Source organism: Maridesulfovibrio sp., assembly GCF_965230075.1.
In the GTDB taxonomy this organism is placed as follows: domain Bacteria; phylum Desulfobacterota; class Desulfovibrionia; order Desulfovibrionales; family Desulfovibrionaceae; genus Maridesulfovibrio.
The window spans coordinates 1,092,893-1,117,607 of sequence record NZ_OZ245945.1; the positions used below are offsets into that span (position 1 = coordinate 1,092,893).

Genomic DNA, 24,715 nt, shown 5'->3' on the forward strand with positions numbered 1-24,715 from the left:
AGTTCAAGATTTATATAGAGGAGCCCCTCTTTTCCGGCATGGAAAGAGGGGCTCCATATTTTAAATCAATTCTTTAAGCGCGCTACAGAAATTATCAATATCTTTTTCTGTTGTAGACCATGAGGTCATCCAGCGTACTTCTCCGGTCAGTTCATCCCAAACGTAGAAAGGGAATTTTTCCTGCAATGGTTCTATTGCATGCTCGGGAATGATGGCGAACACACCGTTGGCTTCTACTGGACGGGTTATTCCCACTCCGTTGATGGCTCCGGCTTTCTCCGCCAGCTTGCGGGCCAGTCCGTTGGAATGTTCAGCGTTCCTTTTCCAGAGATCGTCAGTAAGCAGGGCTTTGAACTGTGCACCCACGTAACGCATCTTGGAGATCAGCTGCATGTTTTGTTTGCGCAGGTATTCAAAGTCCTGCCCCAATTCCGGGTTGATGAAAACTGCAGCTTCAGCACACATGCATCCATTCTTGCTTCCGCCGAAGGATAGTACGTCCACTCCGCAGTCAACGGTCATTTCTTTGAAAGTCACTCCCAGAGCTGCCGCAGCGTTGGCTATTCTGGCCCCGTCCATGTGAACGTAAAGGCCTTTGCTGTGAGCATAGTCGCAGATGGTTTTGATCTCATCCAAGCAGTAGAGGGTTCCCAGTTCAGTGTTCTGGGTGATGGAAACTACCGCAGGCTGGGCGCGGTGTACGTCCGGCTCGGAAGGGACCAGCGGCTTGATGGTTTCAACGCTGATTTTTCCATCTTTGGTTTCGGCCAGCATCAGCTTGATGCCCATGCTTTCCGGTGAACCGCATTCATCCACATTGATGTGCGCATCTTCTGAACAGATTACGCTGTTCCAGCTTTTGCAGAGATGGCGCAGGATCAGGGTGTTGGTGGCGGTTCCGGTGGTCAGGAAGAAAATTTTGGCCTGTTCGCCGAAGTGGCCTTTGAAAAGTTCTTCTGCTTCAGCAGAAACCGGGTCAGCTCCGTAGGAAGACATGTGGTCCTCATTGGCTTCCATGATGGCTTTCATTATTTCGGGATGGACTCCGGAGTAGTTGTCGCTGGCAAATGATCGCATGGGAAATATCCTCATCAAATAAAGACAGCATTCCCCATCAAGGGAATGCTGTCCGGTTCTATACTGGATTGTGGGAAAGACGTGATTTAGCTGAGGTGGGGCAGGATGTAAGGGGAAATGAATTTGCTGATCATTCCGGCCATTATGCCGTAACCTTCTGCGTTCGGATGGACTCCGTCGCTTTCCTTGAGGGCCTTGATGTAAGCGGGATTCTCCCGCAGAGATGAATTAATGTCCAGAAAGGGAATGTCAAGGCTTGCACAAATTTTGTTGAATTCTGAGGAGAGCTGTTTTGTGTGCTTGTCTTTTTCTTCGTCGATTATGGGCGGTGGGGTGATGAACAGAGTAGCGTAATTATCCTTTGCGCTGGCGAGGATGTTTTCAACACATACCTTGCTTTGCGTTAAGGGGATGTTTTTGACAGTATCAGGAGCGCCCATGCAGAAGATCAACAGAGCCGGAGCGTCTGGGTTAATTCGGTCGGCAGTTTCTTTTTCCCAGCGTGATTCAATATGTGCTGTGGTGGATGCCCGTACGCCAAGATTGTATGCAGTCAGTTTTACTCCTTGGGGATCAAGCTGTTTGCAGATTCTTCCGGTCCAGCTCAGCCGTTCCGAATCGTTGACTCCTGAAGTGAGTGAGTCACCGATGAATAAGAGTTGCATTTTCATATTCCTTTTAAAGTGTTATGCTTGGTGTCCCTGCCTTTACAGCAGGGATGTTTGAACTTTGAATGGAACATAGAGTGGGGTTATTGTAAACTTTATATTGCTGATTATATGAAATACTGTTGCAAAAAGATAGTGCAATCCATTCTCAATTAGGCTATCAACGTGTTCGCCGAAATGAAGTATGGGCGAAGGGTAAGATAAAATGGTCCAAGAAAGTGCAATCAGTTTTAAAAATGTAAGCTTTGGTTACGGGCAGCATACAGTGCTGGACCAAGCCAGCTTTAATATATTGCCGGGAGACTATCTCGCGGTTATCGGTCCCAATGGGGGCGGTAAAACAACGCTGCTCAAGCTTCTGCTTGGGTTAATTGAACCGCAGCAGGGCAGCATCGAGATTCTGGGTATGCCTCCGGGCAGGCATGGCGGCAGTATCGGTTATATGCCGCAATATACAACGGTTTCCAGCAGCTTCCCCATAACAGTGCGTGATGCTGTTCTCATGGGTAAGGTTGCTTCGGGCCTTAAGGGCGTGTTTGGACTCAGTTTCGGCAACGGTTCCGGGGGAGCAGTGGAAAAGGCTCTTGAGCGGGTTGGTATGCTGGAGCATATTGACCGCAGGGTTTCCGACCTTTCCGGGGGGCAGAAACAACGGGTTTTCATTGCCCGGGCAATTGTGGATGAGCCTGAAATGCTGCTCTTGGACGAGCCTGCAGCCAGTGTGGATCAGGCCGGGAAAAGCGGCCTCTACTGCCTGCTCAAGGAACTTAATGCGGAAATGACTATTGTCATGGTCAGTCACGATATTTCCGTGCTCGGGCAGGGCGTTAAGTCCGTGGCCTGTGTTAACCGCAAGGTCCATTTACACGACCAGCCCAAAATTACCCGTGAATTGCTCAGTGAAGCCTATGGTGAAACAATTAAGGGAACCTGTCCCATTGAGCTGATTACCCATGGCGAGCTGCCGCACCGGGTCTTGGAATTTCATCCTGAATCCGATGATAACGAAGGAAAGTGGAATGATTGAGGCTTTGAGTTATGAATTCATGCAGAATGCACTCATGGCCGGAGTGCTGGCATCAATTATCTGCGGGATTATCGGTGCGCTGGTGGTGGTTAACAGGGTTGTGCTGCTGGCAGGGGGCGTAGCCCATGCTTCCTACGGCGGGGTAGGGCTGGCTTTTTTTCTCGGCCTGCCTATGCTGCCGGTCACTGCTGGATTCGCTGTCTGTGCTGCCCTGCTCATGGCTTTGGTGACCATGCGGGTCAAGGAACGGGCTGATACTTTTATCGGTGTTATGTGGGCTGCGGGTATGGCCTTGGGGATTATTCTGCTGGATATCACTCCCGGCTACAACGTGGACCTGATGAGTTATCTTTTTGGCGGTATCCTTGCCACACCCAAGTCTGACCTTATGCTCATGGGCGGTATGGCAGCCCTTGTGCTGCTGGTGGTCTTCACCTGCTACAAGGGATTCTGGGCCATGTCTTTTGATGAGGAGTTCGCTCGCTCACGTGGGGTTCCGGTAAACTTGCTGTATTTTATCATGTTGGCCCTTATCGCGCTCAGCGTGGTTATGGTCATCCGCGTGGTCGGTTTGATTCTGGTCATCGCCTTGTTGACCATTCCACCGCAGATTGCCGAGAGCAGGACATCTTCTTTGTTTTCAATGATGGTTTTATCCTCGGTTCTGAGCATGATCTTCTGCGTCTGCGGATTGTTGCTTTCATACCAGCTTAACCTATCTTCGGGGGCAACGATAATTGCCGTAAGTGTAGCTGGATTTATGATCTCTGCTCTGACGGGCAGGCTGCGCAGAATTAATTCGTAAAAAAACTTCCGGTTTTGACTAAAACCGGAAGTTTCTTTTTCTAAACCCTACCATTCTTATGCTCAATGGCCCAAAGTGCCAGATTGAGTATATTCCAGACGAAATTCTTGTGCTTCTTGCGGCCTGAAACGTGCTCATCAATGCGTTTGTTCAGCGCATCCATATCAAAGAAATGCTGCAGGAACGGTGTGGCCTGACTGATAGCCTCCAGGGTGAAGTCTGCCGAGTCCCCGCTGGTCCACTTGGCAACAGGCATGGAGAATCCCTGCTTGCGGCGGTAGAGGATGTCTTTGGGCAGGTAGCGCTCGGCTAGCTTTTTAAGCAGGTACTTGGATTCACCGCCCTTGAGCTTTAGTTCAATGGGCAGGCCGGCCATGTATTCGAAAAGCTCATGATCAAGCAGCGGAGAACGTACTTCAAGGCTGTGAGCCATGGAAGCGATATCCACCTTGACCAGCAGTGCATCGGCGAGGAAATGGACTGTATCCATCCAGAGAAGTCGCTCTGCAGGACTGTGGGCATGTGCACAGGCCTGACTGGAAAGATCATACATCCAGTTTAAGGTGAATTGTCCCAGCTGTTCGCGCACATCAGCGCGGTATATATCATTTTTATGGCGGGCAACTTTGAACTCATTGCGCAGGATGCGTTTGAACTCCGGATGAAATTTGCAGATCATTTTGCGACGCAATGCCCCCAGTGTGGAATTGCTGCTGAAGGCGCTGGCGATATTTTTTTCAGGCAGTACTTTTTTGCCGATCAGTGGAGCAAGTGTGGAAGCCAATTTCACGTGGGTGTATGCCGAGTATCCGCAAGCCAGTTCATCACCGCCGTCACCACTCAGGGCAACAGTCACGTGTTTGCGGGTGGCCTCGCTGAGCAGCATGGTCGCTAATGCTGCGTCATCGGAAAAAGGTTCACCGTATTGGCGGACTACAGCAGGTAGCATATTCTCAAATTGAGCCGGATCCAGATATTCCACATGATGATTTACGCCCAGATGTTTGGCTACCTTGGCAGCATGACCTGATTCATCGTACTTCTTCTCGTGGAATCCAATGGTGAAGGTGTCGATGGATTTGCTTCCGGCTTCAGCCATAAGCGCTACAATAAGACTGGAGTCGACTCCTCCTGAAAGTAAGGCTCCCAGCGGCACATCACTTTCCAGTCTGATTCTGGTGGCTTCCAGAAGTTGGCTGTGCAGGGATTCCAGCACTTCGTTTTCAGAACATTCAATCTTAGCTCTGAAATCCAGAGACCAGTAGCGGTGCAGGGAAAGCCCTTGACTATTCACTATACCGTAATGGGCAGCCGGAAGTTTTCTGATATCTGAATATATGGAAAAGGGGGCCGGAACGCATCCGGTACTCATGAACAGGTCAATGGCCTGTACATCTACATCTCTCGAAATATCAGGATGGGTTGCAAGGGCACGGATTTCGGAAGCAAAGATAAATCCGTTGCTGCTTTGGGAATAAAAGAAAGGCTTTTTACCCAGCCTGTCGCGGGCAATGACAAGCTGCTCTTTGGATTTATCCCAGAGGGCGAAGGCAAACATGCCGCGCAGCATGGAAATGCATTTTTCCCCATACTCCCCGTATAGTTTAAGCAGGACTTCCGTATCACCGGATGAATTGAAGGTATGCCCTTTACTAGCCAGTTCTTCGCGCAGGGATTTGAAATTGTATATTTCCCCGTTGAAGACAATGATGTTTCCGGTTGCCGGGTCTTTCATGGGCTGGTTGCCGCGATCGGAAAGGTCGAGGATGGAAAGCCGGGTGTGCCCCAGTTCTATGTTTTCCTCGGTGTGGATGTGCTGAAAGTCAGGGCCTCGATGGGAAAGAAGATCGAGAATTGGTTTTATGTTTCCGGCCTGTCCGCCGGGATTGAAATAGCCTGCAATGCCGCACATGATCTCTTTACCGCCAAGTCAAAAGGTTTGATGTTTTCAGTATGAAAGCTGGTTACACAGTGTTTTTTACCGGGTCAATAAACATGCGCATAAAAAAAGGCGGCCCCCTTATTGAGGACCGCCTTGAGATTCAGTTTGTTGCCAGCCTTATGATTGCATATTTCTGATCAGTTCCTTGATCTTGGAAGCCAGTTCCGCAACTTCAGAGATAGCCATTGCTGACTGGACTGTGGTTTCAGCTGCTTCTGCTGAGATTTCGTTAATCTCTTCAGTGGCGCGGCTGATCTGTTCACTTGATGCCGACTGTTCTTCTGCTGCCGCGGCAATGCCTTCAATCTGGTCTGCGGAGGTTTCCACCATCTGCACGATTTCATCAAGTGCATCGCCTGATTTCGAGGCAAGGTCTGTTGATTTTACAATGGATTGAACGGCGTTTTCAGTTGCACTGATGTTTGTTCTGGTGCTTTCCTGAATAGAAGTGATGGCTTCACCTACTTCCTTGGTTGCATCCATTGTTTTTTCAGCCAGTTTGCGTACTTCGTCTGCAACAACTGCGAATCCGCGTCCAGCTTCCCCTGCACGTGCTGCTTCAATTGCAGCGTTGAGGGCCAGCAGGTTGGTCTGGTCTGCAATGTCAGTAATTACATTCATGACCTGCCCGATGGAGTCGGTGCGTTGTCCGAGTTCTTCCATGCTTGATTTGAGTTCTTCAGAATTCTGCTCAAGGGCCTGAATGGAGGTGACAACCAGCCCGACAAGCTCCTGACCTTCCACAGCCTTTTCTTTCGTTGTGCGGGCATTTTCAGAAGCTTCACCTGCATTGCGGGCAACTTCCATAACGGTGGCGTTCATCTGGTCCATGGCAGTGGCAGTCTCACTGGCTCGCTGCTGCTGGACTTCCGCACCCCGGCGGGATTCATCAACCTGAGCGGAAAGCTCATCCGCGGCAGAAGCAAGCTGGTCGGAGATTTCGTCAGCATCTCTTGCAGTCTCAGCGATAGTGTCACGCTGGGCGGTAATGGCTTTTTCGTTTTCCTTAATGGTTGTGATGTCATTCATGACCATGAAGGCACCGATGAGCTGTTTATCAAGGTCATGCAGCGGGGCTACGTCGATGATGGCGTAGAATTCTTTACCGCTTGCGGTGTGTCCTTGTATCTCAATTTCAGAGAAACTGCTTTCTTCTTTCAGGCAGCGGTCAATGGTGTCCTGAATGGTTTGAATAGTGATCTGGTCGTTGCAGCGTTTTCCGATATAGCTATCAGGATTACCGCTCAATCCGAATTGATCAAGGATATGCTGGTTGATGAAGGAAACCTTCTTGTCGAGGTCCACAACAACGCAGGGCAGGGTCAGACCGCTGAGCAGCCCGCTGGAAAAACCCAGCTTGTTCTTCAGCTCGAAGACCATGTGTTTAACTGAATTGATGGTTCGGCCTACCACGTCATCTGCTGCGTATTCAAGTTCTGAATCGTAATCACCCTCTGATACTTTGGCAGTAAAGTCAGAGAGTTGCTGTAGTGGCTTAGTGGTTGTTTTGATCATCAGGAGCAGGATGATGGCAGCTATGGAAAGAGCAATTACGGCAATGATGACGTTGGTAATGAAGATGTCGCGGTCCACGCCGTGGGACATGTCCGATTTGTTCATCATGAAGGCGAAAGACCATTTCCATGGTTTGAAGAAGGTGATGTAAGCGACTTTCTCTGTTCCGTCTAACTGATATTCAATTTCCCCGTCTTCAACATTTTCGAAACTTTTCCAGAAGGGAGCGTCGCTCAAGTTTTTGCCCGTCAGTGTCGGGTGGAGCATTACATCGCCTTGTTGGTTGAAAATGGTTGCATACCCTTTTCCGCCGACATTGGAAGCCAGTACGGACTTCTTGAAGGCCTCAGTAATTATCTTGCGTCCCACATAGATGACACTGACAATATTGCCGCGCAGGTCGGTCAGCGGTTTGTAGGCGGTGATGTACCATGCGTTAACAACATATGCCATGCCATAAAAAGTCTTACCGGACATAACTGCTTTATATACCGGGCTTGAGTCGGGAATATAAGTGCCGGTGGCCCGGTTACCATCAAGCTTGAGCACGTTGGTCGATATACGCAGCAGTTTGCCGGGGAGGACTTGAAATATAGTGGCTGTTCCGCCGATTTCCTTTTTGAGGTCGTCAACGATATCGTACTTGTTGTTGACTGGAATTCCGCCGAATTCGAGGCTGGGGATGGTTACGGACTCACTTTGTTTGGTAACCTGGTTAGTGATGGTGGTTTCAATGGGATGGCGTTTGTTGAGCTTTGGAAAGCCGAGTGAAAATATTTTTTTATCCAGAATATCGATATCTGCTTTCACCTTATCCATGAGGATGTCATTTTGCATTTCCATGAGTGAATGAACGCTGTCAGCGATAGATTTCATGGATGTTTGACCCAGATGGTGAAGCGAACCCTGTACTTTATACAGGTTGATTCCGGTCATGAATATGATCGTAGCCAGAACGATTGATACTGCTCCAAGCATAAGTTTAGTTTGAAATGCCAGCTTCTTTAACATGCTCTCTCCCTGATCCAAAGTTAGATACGTTTGCCAGTCTTGTTTGCGGCTTCCCTCTTCGCGTGCAGGAACTGGCTCAAAATATGATTAAGAACTGTGAGATGCAGTTCTTCAGGACATTGAGTTATTCGGCATGAATTAATGTGTATTGCCCCGTGAAAACTTGGCTAAAAGCCGGACCACTGCATTTTCCTGTTCATGTTCAATGCGAGACACCCCCGGCGCGGCTTTGGCATAATACACAACTACACTATCCCCTTGTGAAATCCTCCTCCAAAATGCGCTTTGTACAGCAGCTGTTCTTTCTCTGGGCAAACCGGAAGGATCAATAAAGCGATACCTGACGGTCTGACGTTTTTTTTCTTTGTGATTGAAATTATGTTCGCTTATTCGGCTGTTTTTTTCAATAACTATACCTATAACCTTATTTTCCCCAAAGGCTCTTATTCGTTCAAGCCTGATCTCCTTGTATGGAATGAAGAAATATCCGGCAATGACCAACAAAGCTGCTCCTAGTGCTATTTTGTTTTTTATGCTGGAAGAAGGTATGAATTTAGAAAATAACATGGTTAAGTTTAGCACCTGCGAGCTTGAGGGGCAAGTTGTTGCTCTTATTCAGGATAATAGAAAGGAGGAAAAAATGAGTAGTCTACAAAAGACAGGTCAATGGTGGGTTCTGGCTGTTGGAGAAGATTTTGACGAAGAGGCTTTTGACCAAAGAGAGCATTGCCGTGCAGAACTGCTACGCAGGGTAAATGAAGCCGGGATAGAGCTGGACGAGAATGTCTGGGTTTATGATGAGGCCAAATGCGCACAGCTTGTGCTCCGCGTCTGCCCTGACCGGGGAAGGGCGGAAGGGGTTGCCCGTGATTTGGAAGATTCCGGTCTTAACTTGCGTGTGGCAAGGGAATTTGAATAGGTGCTAGTTTTTGGCAAGGGCCATTTTTAAGCCCAAGCCGATAAAAACAACGCCGGAAAGGGCTTCCAGCCTTTTCTTGAATTTACCGCCGGAAATCAGGTGGCGCATTTTGCCTAGAGCAAGGGTTACAAAGCTGAACCAGATTATACCCATGCTGAAGTGGATAGCCATGAGCAACATGGACTGGCGCAGAATTGATTCTCCGGGTGAAATGAATTGGGGCAACAGGGCAAGGTAGAACACCGCTACTTTGGGATTGAGCACGTTAGTCAGAAAGCCTTCACGGATGGAGGCGGAGATGCCTTTGCTGCACGGCTTGGCAGAGAATTCCGTTTCTTCGTTTCTTCTGCTGCTGCGCAGGGACTGAATGCCCAGAAAGATAATGTACAGCGCACCGGCAAGCTTGACCATTTCAAAGGCGGTAGCGGAATTCATGAGGATCATGGACAGTCCCAGTGCTGAGGCAAGGGCATGGATAAGCAGGCCTGCGTTGATCCCGGCCACAGTGCAGAGTCCGTCCGCAGTGGAGCGGGTCAGGGTATTGTTGACCACCAGCATAGTGTCTGAACCGGGGGTGATGGTCAGAATTGCCGCAACCGGGATAAAAGCCATGGTCAGTGCATCCATTGTCCAATTCCTTTAAAGAAGGCCGAATTTATTGAGTTCAGCCTGAATTTTTTCTTCAGTTATAGGTTTGGTAATGTACGATAAGGCTTCACATTGGAAAAATGCACGTGAAGCTTTGGTGCTGTCATCAAGAGCGGTAGTCATGATTGCTTTAACCTTGCGCTCTTCTGGAATTTGTTTGGTCTGCTCAATAGCCCTGATTTTTTCAAGGGTCTGCAATCCGTCCATACCGGGCAGGATTATGTCCATGAAGATAAGGTCGTAGGGATTTCCTTCAAGCCATCTATGCTCAAATTTTTCCAGGGCATCCTCGCCGCAGACAGCGCAATCTATGCTTTTTTCATCAAGTTTTTCAGTGATTATCCTAAGGATTTCCTTAAGATACATTCTGCTGGTGTTGCTGTCTTCGACTATAAGAATCTGCATGCTGTTGCTCGTTTGCTGGAGTTTACCTATTCTCCGCTGAGGTATGGTTCAAGTTCACCGACGGCTTCAAACAGAAAGTGGTCGATAAGATGGCAGAACAGGTGTCCCACAGCGATGTGGACTTCCTGAATGACGGCAGTGTCCTTGCTGGGGACGCTGATAATGTGGTCGCAAATAGGCAGCATTTCGCCTGCGCTGATGCCGGTCATGCCTACGGTAACCATGCCTTTGCGTTTTGCTTCTTTAAGGGCACTGATTACGTTGGGGCTGGTGCCGGATGTGCTGATACCGATAAGTACATCACCGGGCTGTCCCAGTGCCTGAACCTGTTTCTCAAAAACCATTTCATATGAATAGTCATTACCGATGGCGGTAAGGATTGAGGAGTCTGTAGTCAGGGCAATTCCGGGCAGGGGCGGGCGTTCCAGTTTGAACCTGTTAACCAGTTCCGCCGCTAAGTGCTGGCAGTCTGCCGCGCTTCCACCGTTTCCGCAAAAGAGAATCTTGGAACCGAGGGCGAGGCGAACGGCCAATGCTTTGGAAACATCAACCACCAGCTGGGAGTATTGCTCAAAAAAAGATTCCCGGACTTCAAGTCCGGCACGGGCATGTTCAACTACTTTCTGCAGTGCTGTCTGGGACATTCATTTTCCTTCTGTTTGCAATTCATTATAAGCAAGTGGAGAAACCCGTTTATAGGAAATCATTAGCGGTGGCAACATTCTTGCCGTTCTTGATAAATTGCAGAATGCTCACTATAACATGTTTTTTTTATTCTGCATTCAAAAAAAGATGGAGCTCCCATTGAGAAAAATAATATTTATTTTAATGTTTATTTTCATGATTTTCAGCGGATGTTCCCTGAAGAACAGCGCTTCCCGTACTTCGGAGTTGGACATCATGATCGGGCAGATGGTTATGGTCGGATTTCGGGGATTGGAGCTGAGTGCAGATAATCCGGTTGTCCGTGACATCAGTGATGCCCGTGTCGGAGGGGTGATCCTTTTCAGTAAGGATTGTGCCCTGAATAGCACTGTTCGTAATATTGCCAATCCGGTCCAGTTGGCAAAGCTTACTTCCGATCTGCAAAGCTATGCCGAGGTCCCGTTGTTTATCTCCATTGATCAGGAGGGAGGCATAATCAAAAGGCTGACCGGAGAGATGGGCTTTCCCGAAACTCCTTCTGCAGCTGAACTTGGAAATAGCGGAGATACGCAGGCAGCATTCAGGGCAGGGCAGACAATCGGGCAGACTTTGAAGACTGCCGGGATCAACATGAATTTCGCCCCGGTTGTGGATGTGAACCGCAATGCGGCCAATCCTGTAGTTGCAGCCTTGCAGCGTAGCTTTTCTGATGATCCACGCATAGTGGCCCGGTTTGCAGAGTCATATATTGATGGCCTGCATTCTGAAGGTATTATCTCATGCCTGAAACATTTTCCGGGGCACGGCAGTTCCCATGGCGACTCCCATCTTGGTTTTACCGATGTGACTGATTCCTGGGACCCCAGCGAACTTTATCCGTTTCAGAAAATAGTCAGCGACAACAAAGCGGATATGGTTATGACAGCGCATATCTTTAATTCCCGCTGGGACCGTAAGTACCCGGCAACTCTTTCCCGCAAGGTGATTCAAGGCCTGTTGCGTCGTAAACTCGGTTTTAAGGGTGTAGTTGTTACCGACGATATGCAGATGCAGGCGGTCAGCGGTGAATATGGTTTTGAGGAAGGCATCTACAGGGCGGTTAAGGCCGGGGCCGATATCCTGCTTTTCGGCAATAACCTCATTTATGAACCCGGACTGGGTGCTAAGGCCGTTTCAACGCTTAAGCAACTGGTTCACGACGGCAAGATTACTGAACGCAGGATCAGGCAGTCTTATGAGCGGATCATGCATGTTAAGCAGGAGATGAGAGCTAAGAATAAAGGCTGATATTATTTTAGCAGTTTTGGCGTGTTAAATAAGAAGCCCTGAAAGTCCGAGTCGGATTTTCAGGGCAATTTTTAATTTTTGGCGATTGGAAGCTGGATTGTGAATGTCGTCCCTTTGCCGGGTGAGGAGTCCACTTGGAATATCCCATGGTGATTCTGGGTGATGATGAAGTATGAGACAGAGAGTCCCAGCCCGGTACCTGTCCCCGGTGCTTTGGTTGTATAAAAAGGTTCGAAGACCCTTTTGCGGGTGGTTTCGTCCATACCCGGGCCATTATCCGAGACTGTGCATCTTACCATGTCCCGTTCATTGCGGATTTTAATCGAAATGACAGGTGAGTCCCCCATATCCGGCCAATCGTTCATGGCTTGTGCTGAGTTGCGCAACAGGTTCAGGAATACCTGCTCGATTTCGGTGGCAGTGCAGGGAGTCAATCTCAGGTTGTCGTCATAATCCTTGAGCATGGTGATTTTTTTGAAATCGTATCCCTTTATCGGGTCGTAATCCTGCGCAGCGAGGGTGGATGCTTTGTCCATAATCTTGCGCAGGTCACCCGGTGCCTTGCGGGAATCACTCTTACGGCTGAATTCAAGCATTCCGGAAACAATAGAAGCTGCACGTACGCCTGAGTCGGTTATTCCGTTCAGAGTTTTGATTATCTTGCGGTCTTCCATGTAACTAATGATTGAATCAATTGAGCATCCCGCCTTTTCCGCAGCTTTAAGGTTGGCCGGAAGGTCGGGAGACATCCGGCGGACAATATTTTGAATACCTTGAAGGATTCCACCAAGCGGGTTGTTGATTTCATGGGCCATGCCGGCAGCAAGTCCGCCTATGGACATCATTTTCTCTGTCTGGATCATCATTTCGTCGATCTGAACCCGTTCAGTGGCGTCGTCAATTCTGATTACCGCCCCTTTCATGCCGTCGTTGAGCGGGTAGATGATGATGTCCTGATGGCTGTTGGGGTCTGTCATCCCTTGAGTGCGTATGCCTGTTTCGAGAATTCCGGTTTCTATGGCTTGAGTGATGCTGTATGCGTATTTACCAAGAGGCGGAAAAGCTTCTTCTACTTCAGCCCCTTCAATCTCTTCCTTGGGAAGAACAGCCAGTTGCTGGGCCGCGGTGTTGAAATGGGTGATTCGTGTCTGACTGTCAACCCCGATAATTACCGAAGGCATGGAATCAATTATGTTGCGAATATAGTTTCTTGTGTTTTGGAGTTCTGTCTCTATTTTTTTGCGCTTGGTAATGTCTGTCCCTACGCAGAGTATTTCCGTAAGTTCGCCCTTATCATTAATGATCGGGCTATTGGTCCAGTAAACCCATACCTCGCTGCCGTCTTTGCGTGTATTAAGGTTGGTGTTGACCGGAAAATCTTCGGGGGCGAGAGTCAGTTCATGGACCATCCGTTCGAGGTCGGACTCGCCTTTTTCCGTTTTGGGGATCAGTGTTCCGATTACACTCTTGCCAAGAATTTCTTCCTCGGAAAATCCAAAAAAAGTCTGGGCATATTCATTAAAAAAAGTGCACATCCCGTTGCGGTTAATTCTTAAAATGATGCTGCGGGCAGTATGTACAAGGTCATGATATTCCTTGCGTGATCGAGTTAGTTGCTGGGAATGTGAAGCAACTTCATCAAGCAGTCTAAGTATTTTACCGGAGAAAAAACCTGTGGCAGTAATGTAGTTTCTGTTTTCAATGAAGGACATTCTGCGTGCTTCATTGTCCCAGTTTATCCTCCGGATGCGTTGGGCAATATCTTGAATTGTTGAAAGGTGGCTGAGTTTCTCGCTGGGTTCAGCTGCAACCGTTTTCAGCAGATTGTTGATCCTGATAAAATCCTGTTCGTTCTTATCAAGATCCCAAGTCAGAAAGGCAGACCTTTTGGCCAGTATTCCCAAGCATACTGCGGTAAATGCCAACAGCAACAAGCCTGCGTAAAATTCAGTGGAGATATTCTTGGCAACAGTTATTGATAGACCGCCGAAATCCGAAACTTTGCCTTTTGCTGTTAAAAAGATGCGGTAGTTAGAGAAAAACAGGCTGCCTATTCGGTAAGCGTTGGGAAAGTAACAGTTTTCAGAGTGGTAGAGGTTGTTGCCATTTCTGTCGTTGATGTATAATTCCGTATCATTGGGCGATACTGGAAGAAGGCTCTCCGAGGGGACTTTGGCGATGGCAAAGCTGTGATCCAGACGTTGGATGAGATAGATATCGTTGTGCTCGGATGTGTCACTTTCGAGCTGTCTCATGAGAAGTGACTGGCCCGGGTGAAAATCTTTCACTTCTTGAAAAATGGGAGATTCAGCGATGGATTTTATTTCGATCGGAAAAGGACGCGTGTTAACCACTTCACCTGTCGGTGTTACCCTTAAAATAGATAGGCCATGATCGAAAGTTGCCCTTGAGGTAACCACAGTTTCAAGGAACGCGATTCTTTCTACCAGATAGTTTGCCCAAGTTGATGCCTTTCCGTCTACATCTTTAGATACGGACCATGAGAAAAGAATTGATGAGCAGAGAGAGCTTGCAATGAATATTGTCAGAAAAAGGCAGAGATAATTTCTTATTCGGCTATTTAGTCTGTGAATGCTTCTTATTTTCATGAAAGATATGATTTGTCCTGAGTAGGCTTTTTTTAGGCGTTATGGCTGAACTGTTTTTTTGGGTCATATATTCGAAATATGATCCTGTAAACATTTTCTACCCCCCAAAAGTTAGGAAAGATTTTCCTCTTCGTATAAGGCAGAACTTTCCTCCTGTCCTTCCTTCTGGTTGTTTCTAATTTTGTATTAAGAAAGATTCGTTTTTAAAAAACCAATCTAAACAGTCTCTTGTGTATTCTTTTTGTAAATAAATAAACGGCACAGAAAAGTCAGGCACACCCATTGCAACCTTTACGGCAGAGTAAACCTGTATCCAATTAACAAGGGGGTGTAGCCGGAAAGCAGAAGCCGATAATTCCATGAGCATACAAAGGCATTTGGCCGAGTTGATTCTCGGAGGTTGGTAATGTGCGGAGTTACTCCGCATAGAGAATATTTCCCATAACGGGACATGTGAGAATCGCCGTCGCATGGCCGTGCCTGTACAGAGTCGCGGACTCAAATAGGAGTCCCGCGTCTTAACCAAAGATTAAGCGGACACCTGCGTGAGTCCATATGCAGGTAATGCCCGAAGATGCTCAAAATGAAGTGTCGGTGGTTATCCGGGCTGCAAGGCCGTGGGCCGTAAGTCGAACTGTTCCGGAGGGTATTTTATGCAGTAAGAATTCAAGCGGATTTTGTACTGAAAATTTAACCAGTAAAAGGTCGGAGTGGATGGAACCACTCAGGCGAATTTTATAGATAATTCAAGGAGGAATTATTATGTCGCTCGTAATTAATCACAACTTGATGGCAATGAACGCAAGCCGTAACTTGCAGGAATCATATGGCAACCTCGGTGTATCAACCCGTCGCCTGTCTTCAGGGCTTCGTGTTGGAACCGCAGCTGATGATGCTGCAGGTCTGGCAATTCGCGAACTCATGCGTGCAGATGTTAAATCCCTGAATCAGGGTATCCGTAACGCTAACGACGCCATCTCCATGATCCAGACTGCTGATGGAGCTCTCGGTGTTATCGATGAAAAGCTCATCCGTATGAAGGAACTTGCAACTCAGGCCGCAACCGGTACCTACAACTCTGACCAGCGTCTTATTATCGACTCTGAATATCAGGCAATGGCTTCAGAAATTACCCGTATCGCGAATGCGACCGACTTCAACGGAATCCACCTGCTTAACGGTAACGTTTCAGGTTCTCACAGCGGTGCCGGCTTGAAGTCTACCGGTAAGGTCAAGGTCCACTTCGGTACCGGTAACGATTCCGCAGAGGACTACTACTACATCTCTATCGGAACCTCCACAGCTTCCGCTCTCGGTGTTGGTCTTGCTGCCGGTAACTCCATCTCCACTCAGGCGCTCGCTCAGGAATCACTTGATAAGTTGCAGAATGCAATTATCTCCAAGGATAAGATTCGCGCAAACCTCGGTGCGCTCCAGAACAGACTGGAAAACACCATTACCAACCTCTCAATCCAGGCTGAAAACGTCCAGGCTTCGGAATCCCGCATTTCCGACGTTGACGTTGCGACTGAAATGACTGAGTTCACCAGGAACCAGATTCTTACCCAGTCCGCAGTAGCCATGCTTTCCCAGGCAAACGGTATGCCCAGGATGGCAATGCAGCTCATCGGTGGCTAATAACACAGGTGAGTATAAATCACTCAGAAAGGGAGGTCCGGTTACCGGGCCTCCCTTTTCGCTTTATGACTAATTGTGAATAATCTGCTGTGGTGTATGCTTCGTTTTGATTAAAATTCCTTTTTTTAATCTTTTTGCGAACCATGGTGTTGAGGTGTGTGTTTCGAGTCTCTATCTTTACTTTTTTGCAATAACGTCGTATATCTCCGGCCTGAATCCAGAAATGCAGATACATTCCTGCCTTTTGTCCAGCCCGCGGACGGAAGCCATCCGGTTCCTCTTTTCAGTTTACGCAATAACTCGAAAAAATCCGTCCAGCCCGCCTAGCACAATCCATTGCACAGTCGTAAGGAGCCGGAGCTGTGCCTATGATTTAAGGAGATCATTTTGTCTACAAAAACAGTATACTTCATTGAAGGTGACGGTATTGGCCCTGAAGTTTGGGGTGCCGCCCGCCCGGTAATTGATGCCGCTCTTGAAAAAGCCTACGGCGGAGAGAAAAAGATTGAATGGACCGAACTCCTTGCCGGGGAAAAAGCCTACGCTGAAACTGGTGAATACCTGCCGCAGGAGACCCTCGACACTCTTGCCAAAGCCGAACTGGCTATCAAAGGCCCCCTGCAGACTCCGGTAGGTAAAGGCATCCGCTCTCTTAACGTTACTTTGAGACAGGTGTTTGATCTCTACGCCTGTATTCGTCCCATCCGTTACTTTGAAGGAATTGAATCCCCGGTAAAACGTCCCGATCTGGTCGATATCGTTGTTTTTCGTGAGAATACCGAGGACGTTTACGCCGGTATCGAGTGGAGCTCCGCATCCCCTGAAGCGAAAAGGGTAATTGATTTTCTGGTGGATGAAATGGGTGCCAAGATCGACCCCACAGCCGGTGTCGGCATCAAGCCCATTACTCCCGCAGGTTCCAAACGTCTGGTTCGCAGGGCTATTGATTACGCTATTGACCAGAACCGTGAATCCGTAACTCTGGTTCACAAGGGCAACATCATGAAGTTCACCGAGGGCGGTTTCCGTCAGTGGGGCTATGATCTTGCTGAGGAAGAATATGCCGGAAAAGTAGTTAAAGAAGGCGAAGATGCAGCCGGTAAGGTTGTCATCAATGACCGCATTGCCGATGCGATGTTTCAGGAACTGCTCATGCGTCCTGAACAGTACAGCGTGGTCGCCACCACCAACCTTAACGGTGACTATCTTTCTGATGCTCTTGCCGCTCAGGTCGGCGGCCTCGGTCTTGCTCCGGGCGTTAACATGGGTGACAAGCTTGCCATTTACGAAGCAACCCACGGAACCGCACCGACTATCGCAGGCAAGGACCTTGCCAACCCCGGCAGTATCCTGCTTTCCGGTGCCATGCTGCTGGAAAACAACGGTATGGGCGAAGCGGCTGTCCTGATCAAGAATTCCGTTGAAAAAGCTCTGGCCGCCAAGAAGGTTACTGTGGATCTGGCAAGTCAGATCAGCGGTGCTGAGCAGGTCGGTTGTAAAGAGTTCGGTGAGATTATTCTCGCTAATCTGTAGTAAGTAGCTGAAAGGACTTACCAGTATATTGAGACTGAAAGTATTAAGCCCTCCCCATGCGTATGCGCGGGGAGGGCTTTTTTTATTGTAACTTGATGGATTGTTAAATTTATTCCACTTTAAATTTAATGCCTTTAGGTGATTGTTTAAGCTCTATGTGGCTGTCCGGGTTGTCTACTTCAGTAGACGTTATTTCAAGCATTTTAACGTCATAGACATCAGGGATGGTGCGCACAATGAGTTGCATCTTATTAAATCCCTTGAGCAGCCGCTTTTTTTGACCGGGGATAAGTCTGAATTGGGCAACGCTGACATTGCTTTCCGCAATAGTAACAGATCCTGCCACAGGATATTTACATTTATTCTGTATGGTCAGGGCTTCGGCTTTTCCGGCTGCAAGAAAAACAAGAGCCAGTAATATTGGGATGAACAGTCTTTTCATAGTATTCCGATCAAGGTTTTTCTGAGTTTGGAAGTCGTCTGATTGAGTATGCCGAGCTATTGCCGGGAGAGTATATTATAAATTCATGAGTGTGTAGTTTTTTTAATCTGTTCCTGTTTTGGGTAGAGCAGGTGAGTATATACTTATATAATTGAGATACGATCTCAGTTGACTATACTCGGATCTCACGTACAGTGTGCCCGTCGGAAATAAAGTTATAATTCATATCGGAGCAGATCTATGCAACGGATAATATTTTTTTTGATTTTCATACTTTCCTCCTGCCCAGTTCTCGCTGCTGAGAAAAAGGACCCCCAGATGCCACCTGCCCATGTGGCGACATCAAAGTCCTTTGCCGGACAGGTCGCGCCTGAATCTTCATATATTGGTACTGTTTATTTTTCCGAGACTTCCGATGTTGCATCCGAGGTCAGCGGTAAGATCGTGAAGGTTGAAGTGGAAGAAGGTGATATTGTTAGAAAAGGTGATGTGTTGATCAGGCTCAGTTCCGATCTGCTCAATACAGAAATCCGCGCTGCTAAAGCCGCCTATGCCGAATCCAAGGCTAACTATGATCTTGCCAAGCGCGATGACCAGCGTATTACCAAGCTTTTCAAGAGTGGTTCTGTTCATGAGGGTGAATACGATTCCAAGCGCTTCAAAGCCATTGCTATGGAAAGTGAGCTTGCGTCCTCTCAGGCAAAGCTCCGCCGCCTTCAGATTCAGCTTTCTAAGAAAACAATACGTGCTCCTTTTGACGGCATCGTGCTCAAGCGCTCTGTCTATCTCGGCGAATGGCTTTCTGTAGGTGCCGATGTGGTCAAGCTGGGCATGAACACCAGTTACGATGTTGTGGTTAACGTCCCGCAGGATGTTGCGCAGGTGGTCAAGCCCGGACTTGAAGTGGGTATCACAGCCGGAAGCAAAGAATATAAAGGTAAGGTCTTTGCTGTTATTCCCCGTGGTGATGTTGCCAGCCGTACCTTCCCGGTAAAGATTAGAATCATCAGCAAGAACGGCTTCAAGCAGGGTATGGAAGCCCGTGTTTCCCTGCCTAACGGTCTGGCCAGCGAAACTGTTGTCGTCCCCCGTGATGCAGTAATCACCTTGCACGGCACAACCATGGTTGTCGGTGTAATTGACGGTAAGGCTCAGCCGTTTCCCGTACAGGTGGTTGGCTTTAAAGGTATGAATGCCGGAGTTCGTGGCAAGGGTCTTAAGGCCGGAATGGATATAGTCACTAAGGGTAATGAAAGGCTCAGGCCCGGACAGCCCGTGGTTATTGATAATATTTAGCCCGACGGGCCGGAGTAATTCATGGATTTTGTAAAATTTTCAATTGAAAAGCCCGTTTCGGTGCTGGTGGGGGTTATCCTGCTGGTTCTTTTCGGTGGTCTGGCCCTTTCCGGTCTGCCGTACCAGCTTTCACCGTCCGTAACCGAACCGGAAATTACCGTTGAAACCTCATGGACCGGGGCTACCCCTTATGAGATCGAACGCGATATCATTGAAGAGCAGGAAAAAGTGCTCAAGGGTGTAACGGGACTTATGGAGATGGAGTCCGAGTGCTTTGACAGCTTCGGGCGTATTTCCCTGCGTTTCAAAATCGGTACGGACATTGATGATGCCCTGCTCAGGGTTTCCAACAAGCTGAACGAGGTTAAGAAATATCCCTCAGATTCAGACCGTCCGATTATCTCGGCTACCGGTGCTTCTGCATCTCCGGTTATCTGGATGATCCTGCGCACACTGCCGGATAATAAACAGCATATTAATGAATTTGCTACTTACTTTGAAGATGATGTGCGTCAGTACCTTGAGCGCGTGGATGGTGTCGCGGACCTGTTCATCGGCGGCGGTACTGAAAATGAAATGCATATCATCATCGCCCCGGAAAAGCTGGCTGCTTACAACCTGACCATCGATAAGGTCACCGAAGTACTGCAAAGTGAGAACGCCAACGTTTCCGCCGGTAACCTCGGTGTAGGGCGTCGTGATTACCGCATCCGCACTACATCTGAATTCAAGAGTCCCGAGGAAGTCGAGAGTGTTGTTATCACTTCCTCCGGTCAGCAGAGGGTGACCATCGGCGATGTGGGCAAGGTTGTTCCCGGTTTTGAGAAGCAGACCGTTGCCATGCTTCATAACGGTGTTCCCGGTATTGCTGTCGGGGTTAAGCCTGAACCCGGTTCCAACGTTCTGGAAGTGACCAAGAACGTTCGCAAGGTTGTGGAGGAACTTAACGCAGGAGTGCTTGCCAAGAAAGGGGTCTTCCTAGATTGGGTTTATGACCAGGCCCCTTACATCAACGGTGCAATCGATCTCGTAAAACAGAACATTATCATCGGTGGTGTGCTGGCGGTTATAGTGCTGCTCATCTTTTTGCAGTCTTTTTCCGCTACCATCATTGTTGCCATCGCTATTCCCATATCTGTTGTCGGGTCATTCATTGTTTTCGGAGGACTGGGCCGGACACTGAACATAGTCAGTATGTCCGGTATTTCGTTTGCGGTAGGTATGCTGGTGGATAACGCCATTGTTGTCCTTGAAAATATTGACCGTCACCGCGGTATGGGCAAGCGCCCTTACCGGGCAGCCTATGACGGCGCCAGCGAGGTCTGGGGCGCAGTTCTGGCTTCGACCCTGACCACCGTTGCGGTATTCCTCCCGGTTATTTTTATTGAAGAAGAAGCAGGGCAGTTGTTTAAGGATATCGCTATCGCGGTTACCTGCGCTATTTCCTTGTCCTTGTTTGTGTCCATCTCAGTAATTCCCATGCTGGCCAAGCAGTTCTACTCCTTTTCCAAGCGTGAAAAGAAAACCAAAAAGAACGTCCTTACCGGAATCGGTTCCAAGTTTTCCGATGCGATTATGGGCTTGCTCAGTCTTGCCATTCGTAACTGGGCTACACGTCTTTCAACTGTAGCGATTCTGGTAGCGGCTTCAGCCTTACTGGTGATTTCCTTCTTCCCGAAGATGGAATACTTACCGCAGGGGAACAGGAATTTTATTTTGTCCATCCTCATCCCGCCGCCGGGGCTTTCCTTTGAAGAACGCGAATCTATCGGTGAATATATTGCCGCGCAGGCAGCTCCGCATCTTAAGGAGGAAAAGGATGGTTTCCCCTCAATTGAGCAGATCTTCTATGTCTCCGCCCCCGATATCAACCTTTTCGGTGCCAGTTCAGGTGACGAGGAGCGTCCGGCTGACCTGATCCCGCTTTTTAACCGGATCATGAATTCAATCCCCGGCATGTTCGGGGTCAGCCTTCAGGCTTCCATTTTTGAAACAGGCCTTGGTAAAGGGCGTATGGTTGCCGTTGATTTCAGCGGGCCGGAACTTCCAAAGCTCATGGCTGCTGCCGGAACGATGTTCGGCATGGCGCATCAGGCAATTCCCGGCGGGCAGGTTCGGCCTATTCCGTCCCTTGAAATGCTTTATCCCGAAGTTCGTATAGTTCCCGAGCGTGACCGTTTGCGTGCGGCAGGTATGTCCAGCCAAGAACTTGGTGAGGCGCTTGATGTTCTCATGGATGGTCGCAAGATCGGTGATTTTAAGGAAGAAGGTAAAAAGAAAATTGACCTGAAGCTCATGGCTTCTGAGAAACGGGTTGGAACCCCGGAAGACCTTTATGAATCCCTTGTGGCAACCCCGCAGGGCTGGGCGGTTCCGGTCTCTTCCCTTTCCCATCTGGAACGGACATACGGTATCACCCAGATTCGCCACCTTGAGCGCCAGAGGACTGTAACCCTCCAGATCACTCCGCCCAAAAGCATGCCTCTTGAACAGGCCATGGACATCGTCCAGAACGAGCTCATCCCCAAGGTCAAGGAAATGGGACTTATGGACGGCGTGAACGTGCGTATGTCCGGTGCGGCTGACAAGCTGACCCAGACCCGTGAGGCCATGCAGTGGAACTTCCTGTTGGCGGTGGTCATCACCTATCTGCTCATGGCGGCGCTGTTCGGTAACTTCATTTACCCGTTCATCATCCTGCTGACCGTGCCGTTGGCAGGTGCTGGTGGATTCCTCGGCTTGAAGCTGGAGAACCTGTTTATTGCGCCACAGCCGCTGGACGTGCTGACCATGCTCGGTTTCGTTATCCTGATTGGTGTTGTTGTTAACAACGCGATCCTCATCGTGCACCAGTCCTTGAATAACGTGCGTTTCGAGGGCATGGAGCACCGCGAAGCAGTGCTGGAAGCGACCCGCTCAAGGCTGCGACCCATTTACATGTCAGCCACAACATCCATCTTCGGTATGCTCCCGCTGGCAATCGCCCCCGGTCCCGGTTCCGAACTTTACCGAGGACTCGGCGCAGTAGTTCTCGGCGGTCTGGCTCTGTCTACGGTCTTTACCGTGTTCATGATCCCGGCCCTGCTCATGTTCTTCATCAAAATGGAGAAGATTGGGAGCGGGAAGGCTGAGGCATAGCAAATTCTGTTTGATATAAAAAAAGCCCTGTGAATTATAATTCGCAGGGCTTTTGTGTTTTCTATTTGTTGGCAGGATATTCGATAATGAATGCGTAGCAGCGTCCCGGAGTGCGTTGGCGACCGTATGTTCCTACATCATCCATGTAGTCCCCCCATGTGGGGACCGGCTTGTTCATTTCGCCGAATCCCATCACCCGCTGTCCAAAACCTGAGTGACCGGAATCATTGGGCTGGGAATTGTTGCGTGGGTCTTTGTCCACAACGCCGTCTCCCAAATCTTTTGCCCAATTTTCATATTTCCATTTCTCTCCGGATAGCCAGAGCCAGTTTCCAGCAGGTTCGGGAGATCCCTCAGGTTGATAGCCCCCTAAGAAGGGCCCAATTTTGATTTCATGATGATTCATAGGGGATCGGCCGTCGTAGCGTGGGAATTTCCAGAAATATTTTTCATCATCAACGAGACTGAACACAAAGTCGTTTTCCTGTTCACTGGTGATGGAAGCCAGATATCCACCAGCATCTTCCGCCAGTTTGGCTGCCTGATACCAGTTCAGGTTTCCCTTCTTGACGAAAATAACTTCATATTCGTGAGTTGCTCCATCCACATTAGTGAAGCTTTTCAATGGCAGTCTCGTTACCGGAACATCTGCAGGAAGGTTTGCCCATGTAAAGAAACTGTAAGTACTGTCTACTCTGAAATCTATATTGTTGATTGTAATAGTTTTTGTCTCAGCCGGGGCAGGCATTGATGGCGGACCCTGCCTTTTCATGGAATTGCTGTTCGCAGTGCATCCAGCCAGTAATGCAAATATGATTGTCAGTAGTGCAAGATATGTTTTTTTCATGATGAATTAGTTCCTGTTTTTGGGGCCTACTATAAAGCAATCAGTTTAAAGAGTATCAAGTTAATAAGAGTAAAAAGTTGTTAAAGCTTAACTGTTTTCCTTCACATATCTTTCCAATCTATCCATCCCCTCTGCAAGGTTCTCCATGGAATTGGCGTAGGAAAGGCGAATAAAACCCTCGGCTCCTTCACCGAAGTCGATTCCAGGGGTTACCCCGATTCCGGCCTTTTCGAGGATATCGAAAGCCAGTTTGAGGGAACTGCCTTCGAATTTTGCTGCTAGGTGTTTCATGTTGACCAGCACGTAGAATGCTCCGGTGGGTTCGACTTTTATTTCAAAGCCTATCTCGCGCAGGCGTTTGATCAGGAATTTGCGGCGTTCATCGTAAATTCCTCTGATGCGGTTGACTTCGTCCCATGATTCGGTCAGCGCAGCCACCCCGGCATGCTGGGCCATGGAGTTGGCGGAGATGAAGAAATTCTGACAGAGCTTCTGCATGGGGCGTACGTATTTTTCCGGGGCGATGATGTAGCCCAGCCGCCACCCGGTCATGGCGAAAAGCTTGGAGAAGCCGTTGAGCACGAATGCTTTATCCGTGTATTCAAGGATTGTATGTTCTTTCTCCCCGTAGACAAGGCCGTGGTAGATTTCATCAGAAATAATCCACGGTCCCATTTTGACGATCTTTTCCATACGTTCCGGGGAAAGCAAGGTTCCGGTGGGGTTGGAGGGGGAGTTGATCAGGATTGCTTTGGTACTTTCGTTGATCGCCTTTTTGATTGCCTCCGGGCGGTATTGGAAGCCGTCTTCCTCAAAAGTGCGGATGCTGTTGGCCTCAGCTCCGGAGAATGAAATAAAGTTACTGTAGCAGGCATAACAGGGGTCGGAGACAATGATGTTGTCGCCCTGATCCAGAATAAAGGTAAAGAGCAGCAGCATGGCCGGGGAGGTGCCTTGGGTGATGATGACCCGGCCCGGATCAACAACTACGTCGTAGGTGTCCTTGTAATATTTGCTGATTGCTTCGCGCAGTTCGGGAATGCCAAGGCTGTGGGTGTAGTGTGTTTCGCCGGCTTCCATGGCTTTGATGCAGGCTTGCTTGACGCATTCCGGGGTGTCGAAGTCCGGCTCGCCGATTTCCATATGGATGATGCTGCGGCCCTGCCGTTCCAGTTCCTGTGCTTTTTCCAGCACGTCCATGACTAAGAAAGGGGTAATCTCACAGGCTCTTTTTGAAATACAGTCCATGTTATGCTCCAAGAG

Annotated in this window: 20 protein-coding genes; 8 read left to right on the forward strand and 12 right to left on the reverse strand. The window is 48.7% G+C overall.

Annotated features, from left to right (window positions below):
* Positions 1-60 precede the first annotated feature (60 nt).
* Both ACO05Z_RS04885 and ACO05Z_RS04890 read right to left on the reverse strand, forming a co-directional pair.
* Positions 61-1,077, reverse strand: coding sequence for a threonine aldolase family protein (locus ACO05Z_RS04885; RefSeq protein WP_421901050.1), 1,017 nt, complete (start codon positions 1,075-1,077; stop codon positions 61-63).
* Positions 1,078-1,163: 86 nt separating this feature from the next.
* The gene (locus ACO05Z_RS04890; RefSeq protein ID WP_421901051.1) at positions 1,164-1,742 is read right to left on the reverse strand and encodes a GDSL-type esterase/lipase family protein; all 579 of its coding nucleotides are present in this window, start codon (positions 1,740-1,742) and stop codon (positions 1,164-1,166) included.
* A 208-nt stretch (positions 1,743-1,950) separates the two neighbouring features.
* On the opposite strand from ACO05Z_RS04890, the gene ACO05Z_RS04895 reads away from it, so the two are divergent.
* Together ACO05Z_RS04895 and ACO05Z_RS04900 are read left to right on the forward strand one after the other, a co-directional pair.
* Entirely contained in the window at positions 1,951-2,772 is an 822-nt protein-coding gene (locus ACO05Z_RS04895) for a metal ABC transporter ATP-binding protein (protein ID WP_421901052.1), read from the forward strand.
* Positions 2,765-3,577 (forward strand): metal ABC transporter permease, encoded by an 813-nt coding sequence (locus ACO05Z_RS04900; protein ID WP_421901053.1) that lies wholly within the window; start codon positions 2,765-2,767, stop codon positions 3,575-3,577. The genes ACO05Z_RS04895 and ACO05Z_RS04900 overlap by 8 nt, the downstream gene beginning before the upstream one ends.
* Positions 3,578-3,617: 40 nt before the next feature.
* Here ACO05Z_RS04900 and asnB read toward each other — a convergent pair whose 3' ends face one another.
* The 3 genes from asnB to ACO05Z_RS04915 all read right to left on the reverse strand — a co-directional run bounded on the left by asnB (position 3,618) and on the right by ACO05Z_RS04915 (position 8,612).
* Positions 3,618-5,489, reverse strand: a complete 1,872-nt coding sequence (gene asnB / locus ACO05Z_RS04905; protein WP_421901054.1) for an asparagine synthase (glutamine-hydrolyzing) — start codon at positions 5,487-5,489, stop codon at positions 3,618-3,620.
* Between the two features lie 147 nt (positions 5,490-5,636).
* Positions 5,637-8,045 carry a Cache 3/Cache 2 fusion domain-containing protein gene (locus tag ACO05Z_RS04910; protein WP_421901055.1) on the reverse strand — a complete coding sequence of 803 codons (2,409 nt, stop codon included), beginning with the start codon at positions 8,043-8,045 and terminating at the stop codon, positions 5,637-5,639.
* A gap of 138 nt (positions 8,046-8,183) precedes the next feature.
* Complete coding sequence (locus tag ACO05Z_RS04915) at positions 8,184-8,612, reverse strand: hypothetical protein (protein WP_421901057.1); 429 nt, start codon at positions 8,610-8,612, stop codon at positions 8,184-8,186.
* 73 nt (positions 8,613-8,685) lie between these two features.
* Here ACO05Z_RS04915 and ACO05Z_RS04920 point away from each other — a divergent pair, with 73 nt between their 5' ends.
* On the forward strand, positions 8,686-8,964 hold the full coding sequence (locus tag ACO05Z_RS04920; RefSeq protein ID WP_421901058.1) for a hypothetical protein: 279 nt from the start codon (positions 8,686-8,688) through the stop codon (positions 8,962-8,964).
* Positions 8,965-8,967: 3 nt separating this feature from the next.
* Here ACO05Z_RS04920 and ACO05Z_RS04925 read toward each other — a convergent pair whose 3' ends face one another.
* The 3 genes from ACO05Z_RS04925 to ACO05Z_RS04935 are packed head-to-tail and all read right to left on the reverse strand — an operon-like array spanning position 8,968 to position 10,661.
* A complete protein-coding gene (locus tag ACO05Z_RS04925) occupies positions 8,968-9,591 on the reverse strand; it encodes a LysE family translocator (protein WP_421901059.1) in 624 nt (207 codons plus the stop codon).
* Between the two features lie 12 nt (positions 9,592-9,603).
* Positions 9,604-10,017 carry a response regulator gene (locus ACO05Z_RS04930; RefSeq protein ID WP_421901060.1) on the reverse strand — a complete coding sequence of 138 codons (414 nt, stop codon included), beginning with the start codon at positions 10,015-10,017 and terminating at the stop codon, positions 9,604-9,606.
* Between the two features lie 26 nt (positions 10,018-10,043).
* Entirely contained in the window at positions 10,044-10,661 is a 618-nt protein-coding gene (locus tag ACO05Z_RS04935) for a D-sedoheptulose 7-phosphate isomerase (protein WP_421901061.1), read from the reverse strand.
* 160 nt (positions 10,662-10,821) lie between these two features.
* On the opposite strand from ACO05Z_RS04935, the gene ACO05Z_RS04940 reads away from it, so the two are divergent.
* The gene (locus ACO05Z_RS04940; protein WP_421901062.1) at positions 10,822-11,949 is read left to right on the forward strand and encodes a glycoside hydrolase family 3 protein; all 1,128 of its coding nucleotides are present in this window, start codon (positions 10,822-10,824) and stop codon (positions 11,947-11,949) included.
* A 71-nt stretch (positions 11,950-12,020) separates the two neighbouring features.
* On the opposite strand, the gene ACO05Z_RS04945 is transcribed toward ACO05Z_RS04940, so the two are convergent.
* Positions 12,021-14,204, reverse strand: coding sequence for a PAS domain-containing sensor histidine kinase (locus ACO05Z_RS04945; protein ID WP_421901063.1), 2,184 nt, complete (start codon positions 14,202-14,204; stop codon positions 12,021-12,023).
* 1,116 nt (positions 14,205-15,320) lie between these two features.
* Here ACO05Z_RS04945 and ACO05Z_RS04950 point away from each other — a divergent pair.
* The gene (locus tag ACO05Z_RS04950) at positions 15,321-16,196 is read left to right on the forward strand and encodes a flagellin (protein WP_421901064.1); all 876 of its coding nucleotides are present in this window, start codon (positions 15,321-15,323) and stop codon (positions 16,194-16,196) included.
* 387 nt (positions 16,197-16,583) lie between these two features.
* Entirely contained in the window at positions 16,584-17,729 is a 1,146-nt protein-coding gene (gene icd / locus ACO05Z_RS04955) for an NADP-dependent isocitrate dehydrogenase (RefSeq protein ID WP_421901065.1), read from the forward strand.
* 109 nt (positions 17,730-17,838) lie between these two features.
* Here icd and ACO05Z_RS04960 read toward each other — a convergent pair whose 3' ends face one another.
* Positions 17,839-18,171: a hypothetical protein gene (locus ACO05Z_RS04960; RefSeq protein ID WP_421901066.1), complete on the reverse strand. Its 333-nt coding sequence runs from the start codon at positions 18,169-18,171 to the stop codon at positions 17,839-17,841.
* 240 nt (positions 18,172-18,411) lie between these two features.
* On the opposite strand from ACO05Z_RS04960, the gene ACO05Z_RS04965 reads away from it, so the two are divergent.
* Complete coding sequence (locus ACO05Z_RS04965) at positions 18,412-19,467, forward strand: efflux RND transporter periplasmic adaptor subunit (protein WP_421901067.1); 1,056 nt, start codon at positions 18,412-18,414, stop codon at positions 19,465-19,467.
* A gap of 21 nt (positions 19,468-19,488) precedes the next feature.
* Positions 19,489-22,605 (forward strand): efflux RND transporter permease subunit, encoded by a 3,117-nt coding sequence (locus tag ACO05Z_RS04970; protein ID WP_421901068.1) that lies wholly within the window; start codon positions 19,489-19,491, stop codon positions 22,603-22,605.
* A gap of 61 nt (positions 22,606-22,666) precedes the next feature.
* Here ACO05Z_RS04970 and ACO05Z_RS04975 read toward each other — a convergent pair whose 3' ends face one another.
* The gene (locus ACO05Z_RS04975; RefSeq protein WP_421901069.1) at positions 22,667-23,452 is read right to left on the reverse strand and encodes a hypothetical protein; all 786 of its coding nucleotides are present in this window, start codon (positions 23,450-23,452) and stop codon (positions 22,667-22,669) included.
* Positions 23,453-23,539: 87 nt separating this feature from the next.
* Positions 23,540-24,700 carry a pyridoxal phosphate-dependent aminotransferase gene (locus ACO05Z_RS04980; protein ID WP_421901070.1) on the reverse strand — a complete coding sequence of 387 codons (1,161 nt, stop codon included), beginning with the start codon at positions 24,698-24,700 and terminating at the stop codon, positions 23,540-23,542.
* Positions 24,701-24,715 lie beyond the last annotated feature (15 nt).

What these genes read in the sequence shown, in the direction of transcription:
- ACO05Z_RS04980 (WP_421901070.1), bottom strand. Translation starts at nt 24,700, where the DNA reads ATGGACTGTATTTCAAAAAGAGCCTGTGAGATTACCCCTTTCTTAGTC.
- ACO05Z_RS04960 (WP_421901066.1), bottom strand. Translation starts at nt 18,171, where the DNA reads ATGAAAAGACTGTTCATCCCAATATTACTGGCTCTTGTTTTTCTTGCA.
- ACO05Z_RS04885 (WP_421901050.1), bottom strand. Translation starts at nt 1,077, where the DNA reads ATGCGATCATTTGCCAGCGACAACTACTCCGGAGTCCATCCCGAAATA.
- ACO05Z_RS04900 (WP_421901053.1), top strand. Translation starts at nt 2,765, where the DNA reads ATGATTGAGGCTTTGAGTTATGAATTCATGCAGAATGCACTCATGGCC.
- ACO05Z_RS04935 (WP_421901061.1), bottom strand. Translation starts at nt 10,661, where the DNA reads ATGTCCCAGACAGCACTGCAGAAAGTAGTTGAACATGCCCGTGCCGGA.
- ACO05Z_RS04975 (WP_421901069.1), bottom strand. Translation starts at nt 23,452, where the DNA reads ATGAAAAAAACATATCTTGCACTACTGACAATCATATTTGCATTACTG.
- ACO05Z_RS04950 (WP_421901064.1), top strand. Translation starts at nt 15,321, where the DNA reads ATGTCGCTCGTAATTAATCACAACTTGATGGCAATGAACGCAAGCCGT.
- ACO05Z_RS04930 (WP_421901060.1), bottom strand. Translation starts at nt 10,017, where the DNA reads ATGCAGATTCTTATAGTCGAAGACAGCAACACCAGCAGAATGTATCTT.
- ACO05Z_RS04945 (WP_421901063.1), bottom strand. Translation starts at nt 14,204, where the DNA reads ATGAGACAGCTCGAAAGTGACACATCCGAGCACAACGATATCTATCTC.
- ACO05Z_RS04965 (WP_421901067.1), top strand. Translation starts at nt 18,412, where the DNA reads ATGCAACGGATAATATTTTTTTTGATTTTCATACTTTCCTCCTGCCCA.
- ACO05Z_RS04915 (WP_421901057.1), bottom strand. Translation starts at nt 8,612, where the DNA reads ATGTTATTTTCTAAATTCATACCTTCTTCCAGCATAAAAAACAAAATA.
- ACO05Z_RS04910 (WP_421901055.1), bottom strand. Translation starts at nt 8,045, where the DNA reads ATGTTAAAGAAGCTGGCATTTCAAACTAAACTTATGCTTGGAGCAGTA.
- ACO05Z_RS04925 (WP_421901059.1), bottom strand. Translation starts at nt 9,591, where the DNA reads ATGGATGCACTGACCATGGCTTTTATCCCGGTTGCGGCAATTCTGACC.
- ACO05Z_RS04890 (WP_421901051.1), bottom strand. Translation starts at nt 1,742, where the DNA reads ATGCAACTCTTATTCATCGGTGACTCACTCACTTCAGGAGTCAACGAT.
- ACO05Z_RS04895 (WP_421901052.1), top strand. Translation starts at nt 1,951, where the DNA reads ATGGTCCAAGAAAGTGCAATCAGTTTTAAAAATGTAAGCTTTGGTTAC.
- ACO05Z_RS04920 (WP_421901058.1), top strand. Translation starts at nt 8,686, where the DNA reads ATGAGTAGTCTACAAAAGACAGGTCAATGGTGGGTTCTGGCTGTTGGA.
- ACO05Z_RS04970 (WP_421901068.1), top strand. Translation starts at nt 19,489, where the DNA reads ATGGATTTTGTAAAATTTTCAATTGAAAAGCCCGTTTCGGTGCTGGTG.
- asnB (WP_421901054.1), bottom strand. Translation starts at nt 5,489, where the DNA reads ATGTGCGGCATTGCAGGCTATTTCAATCCCGGCGGACAGGCCGGAAAC.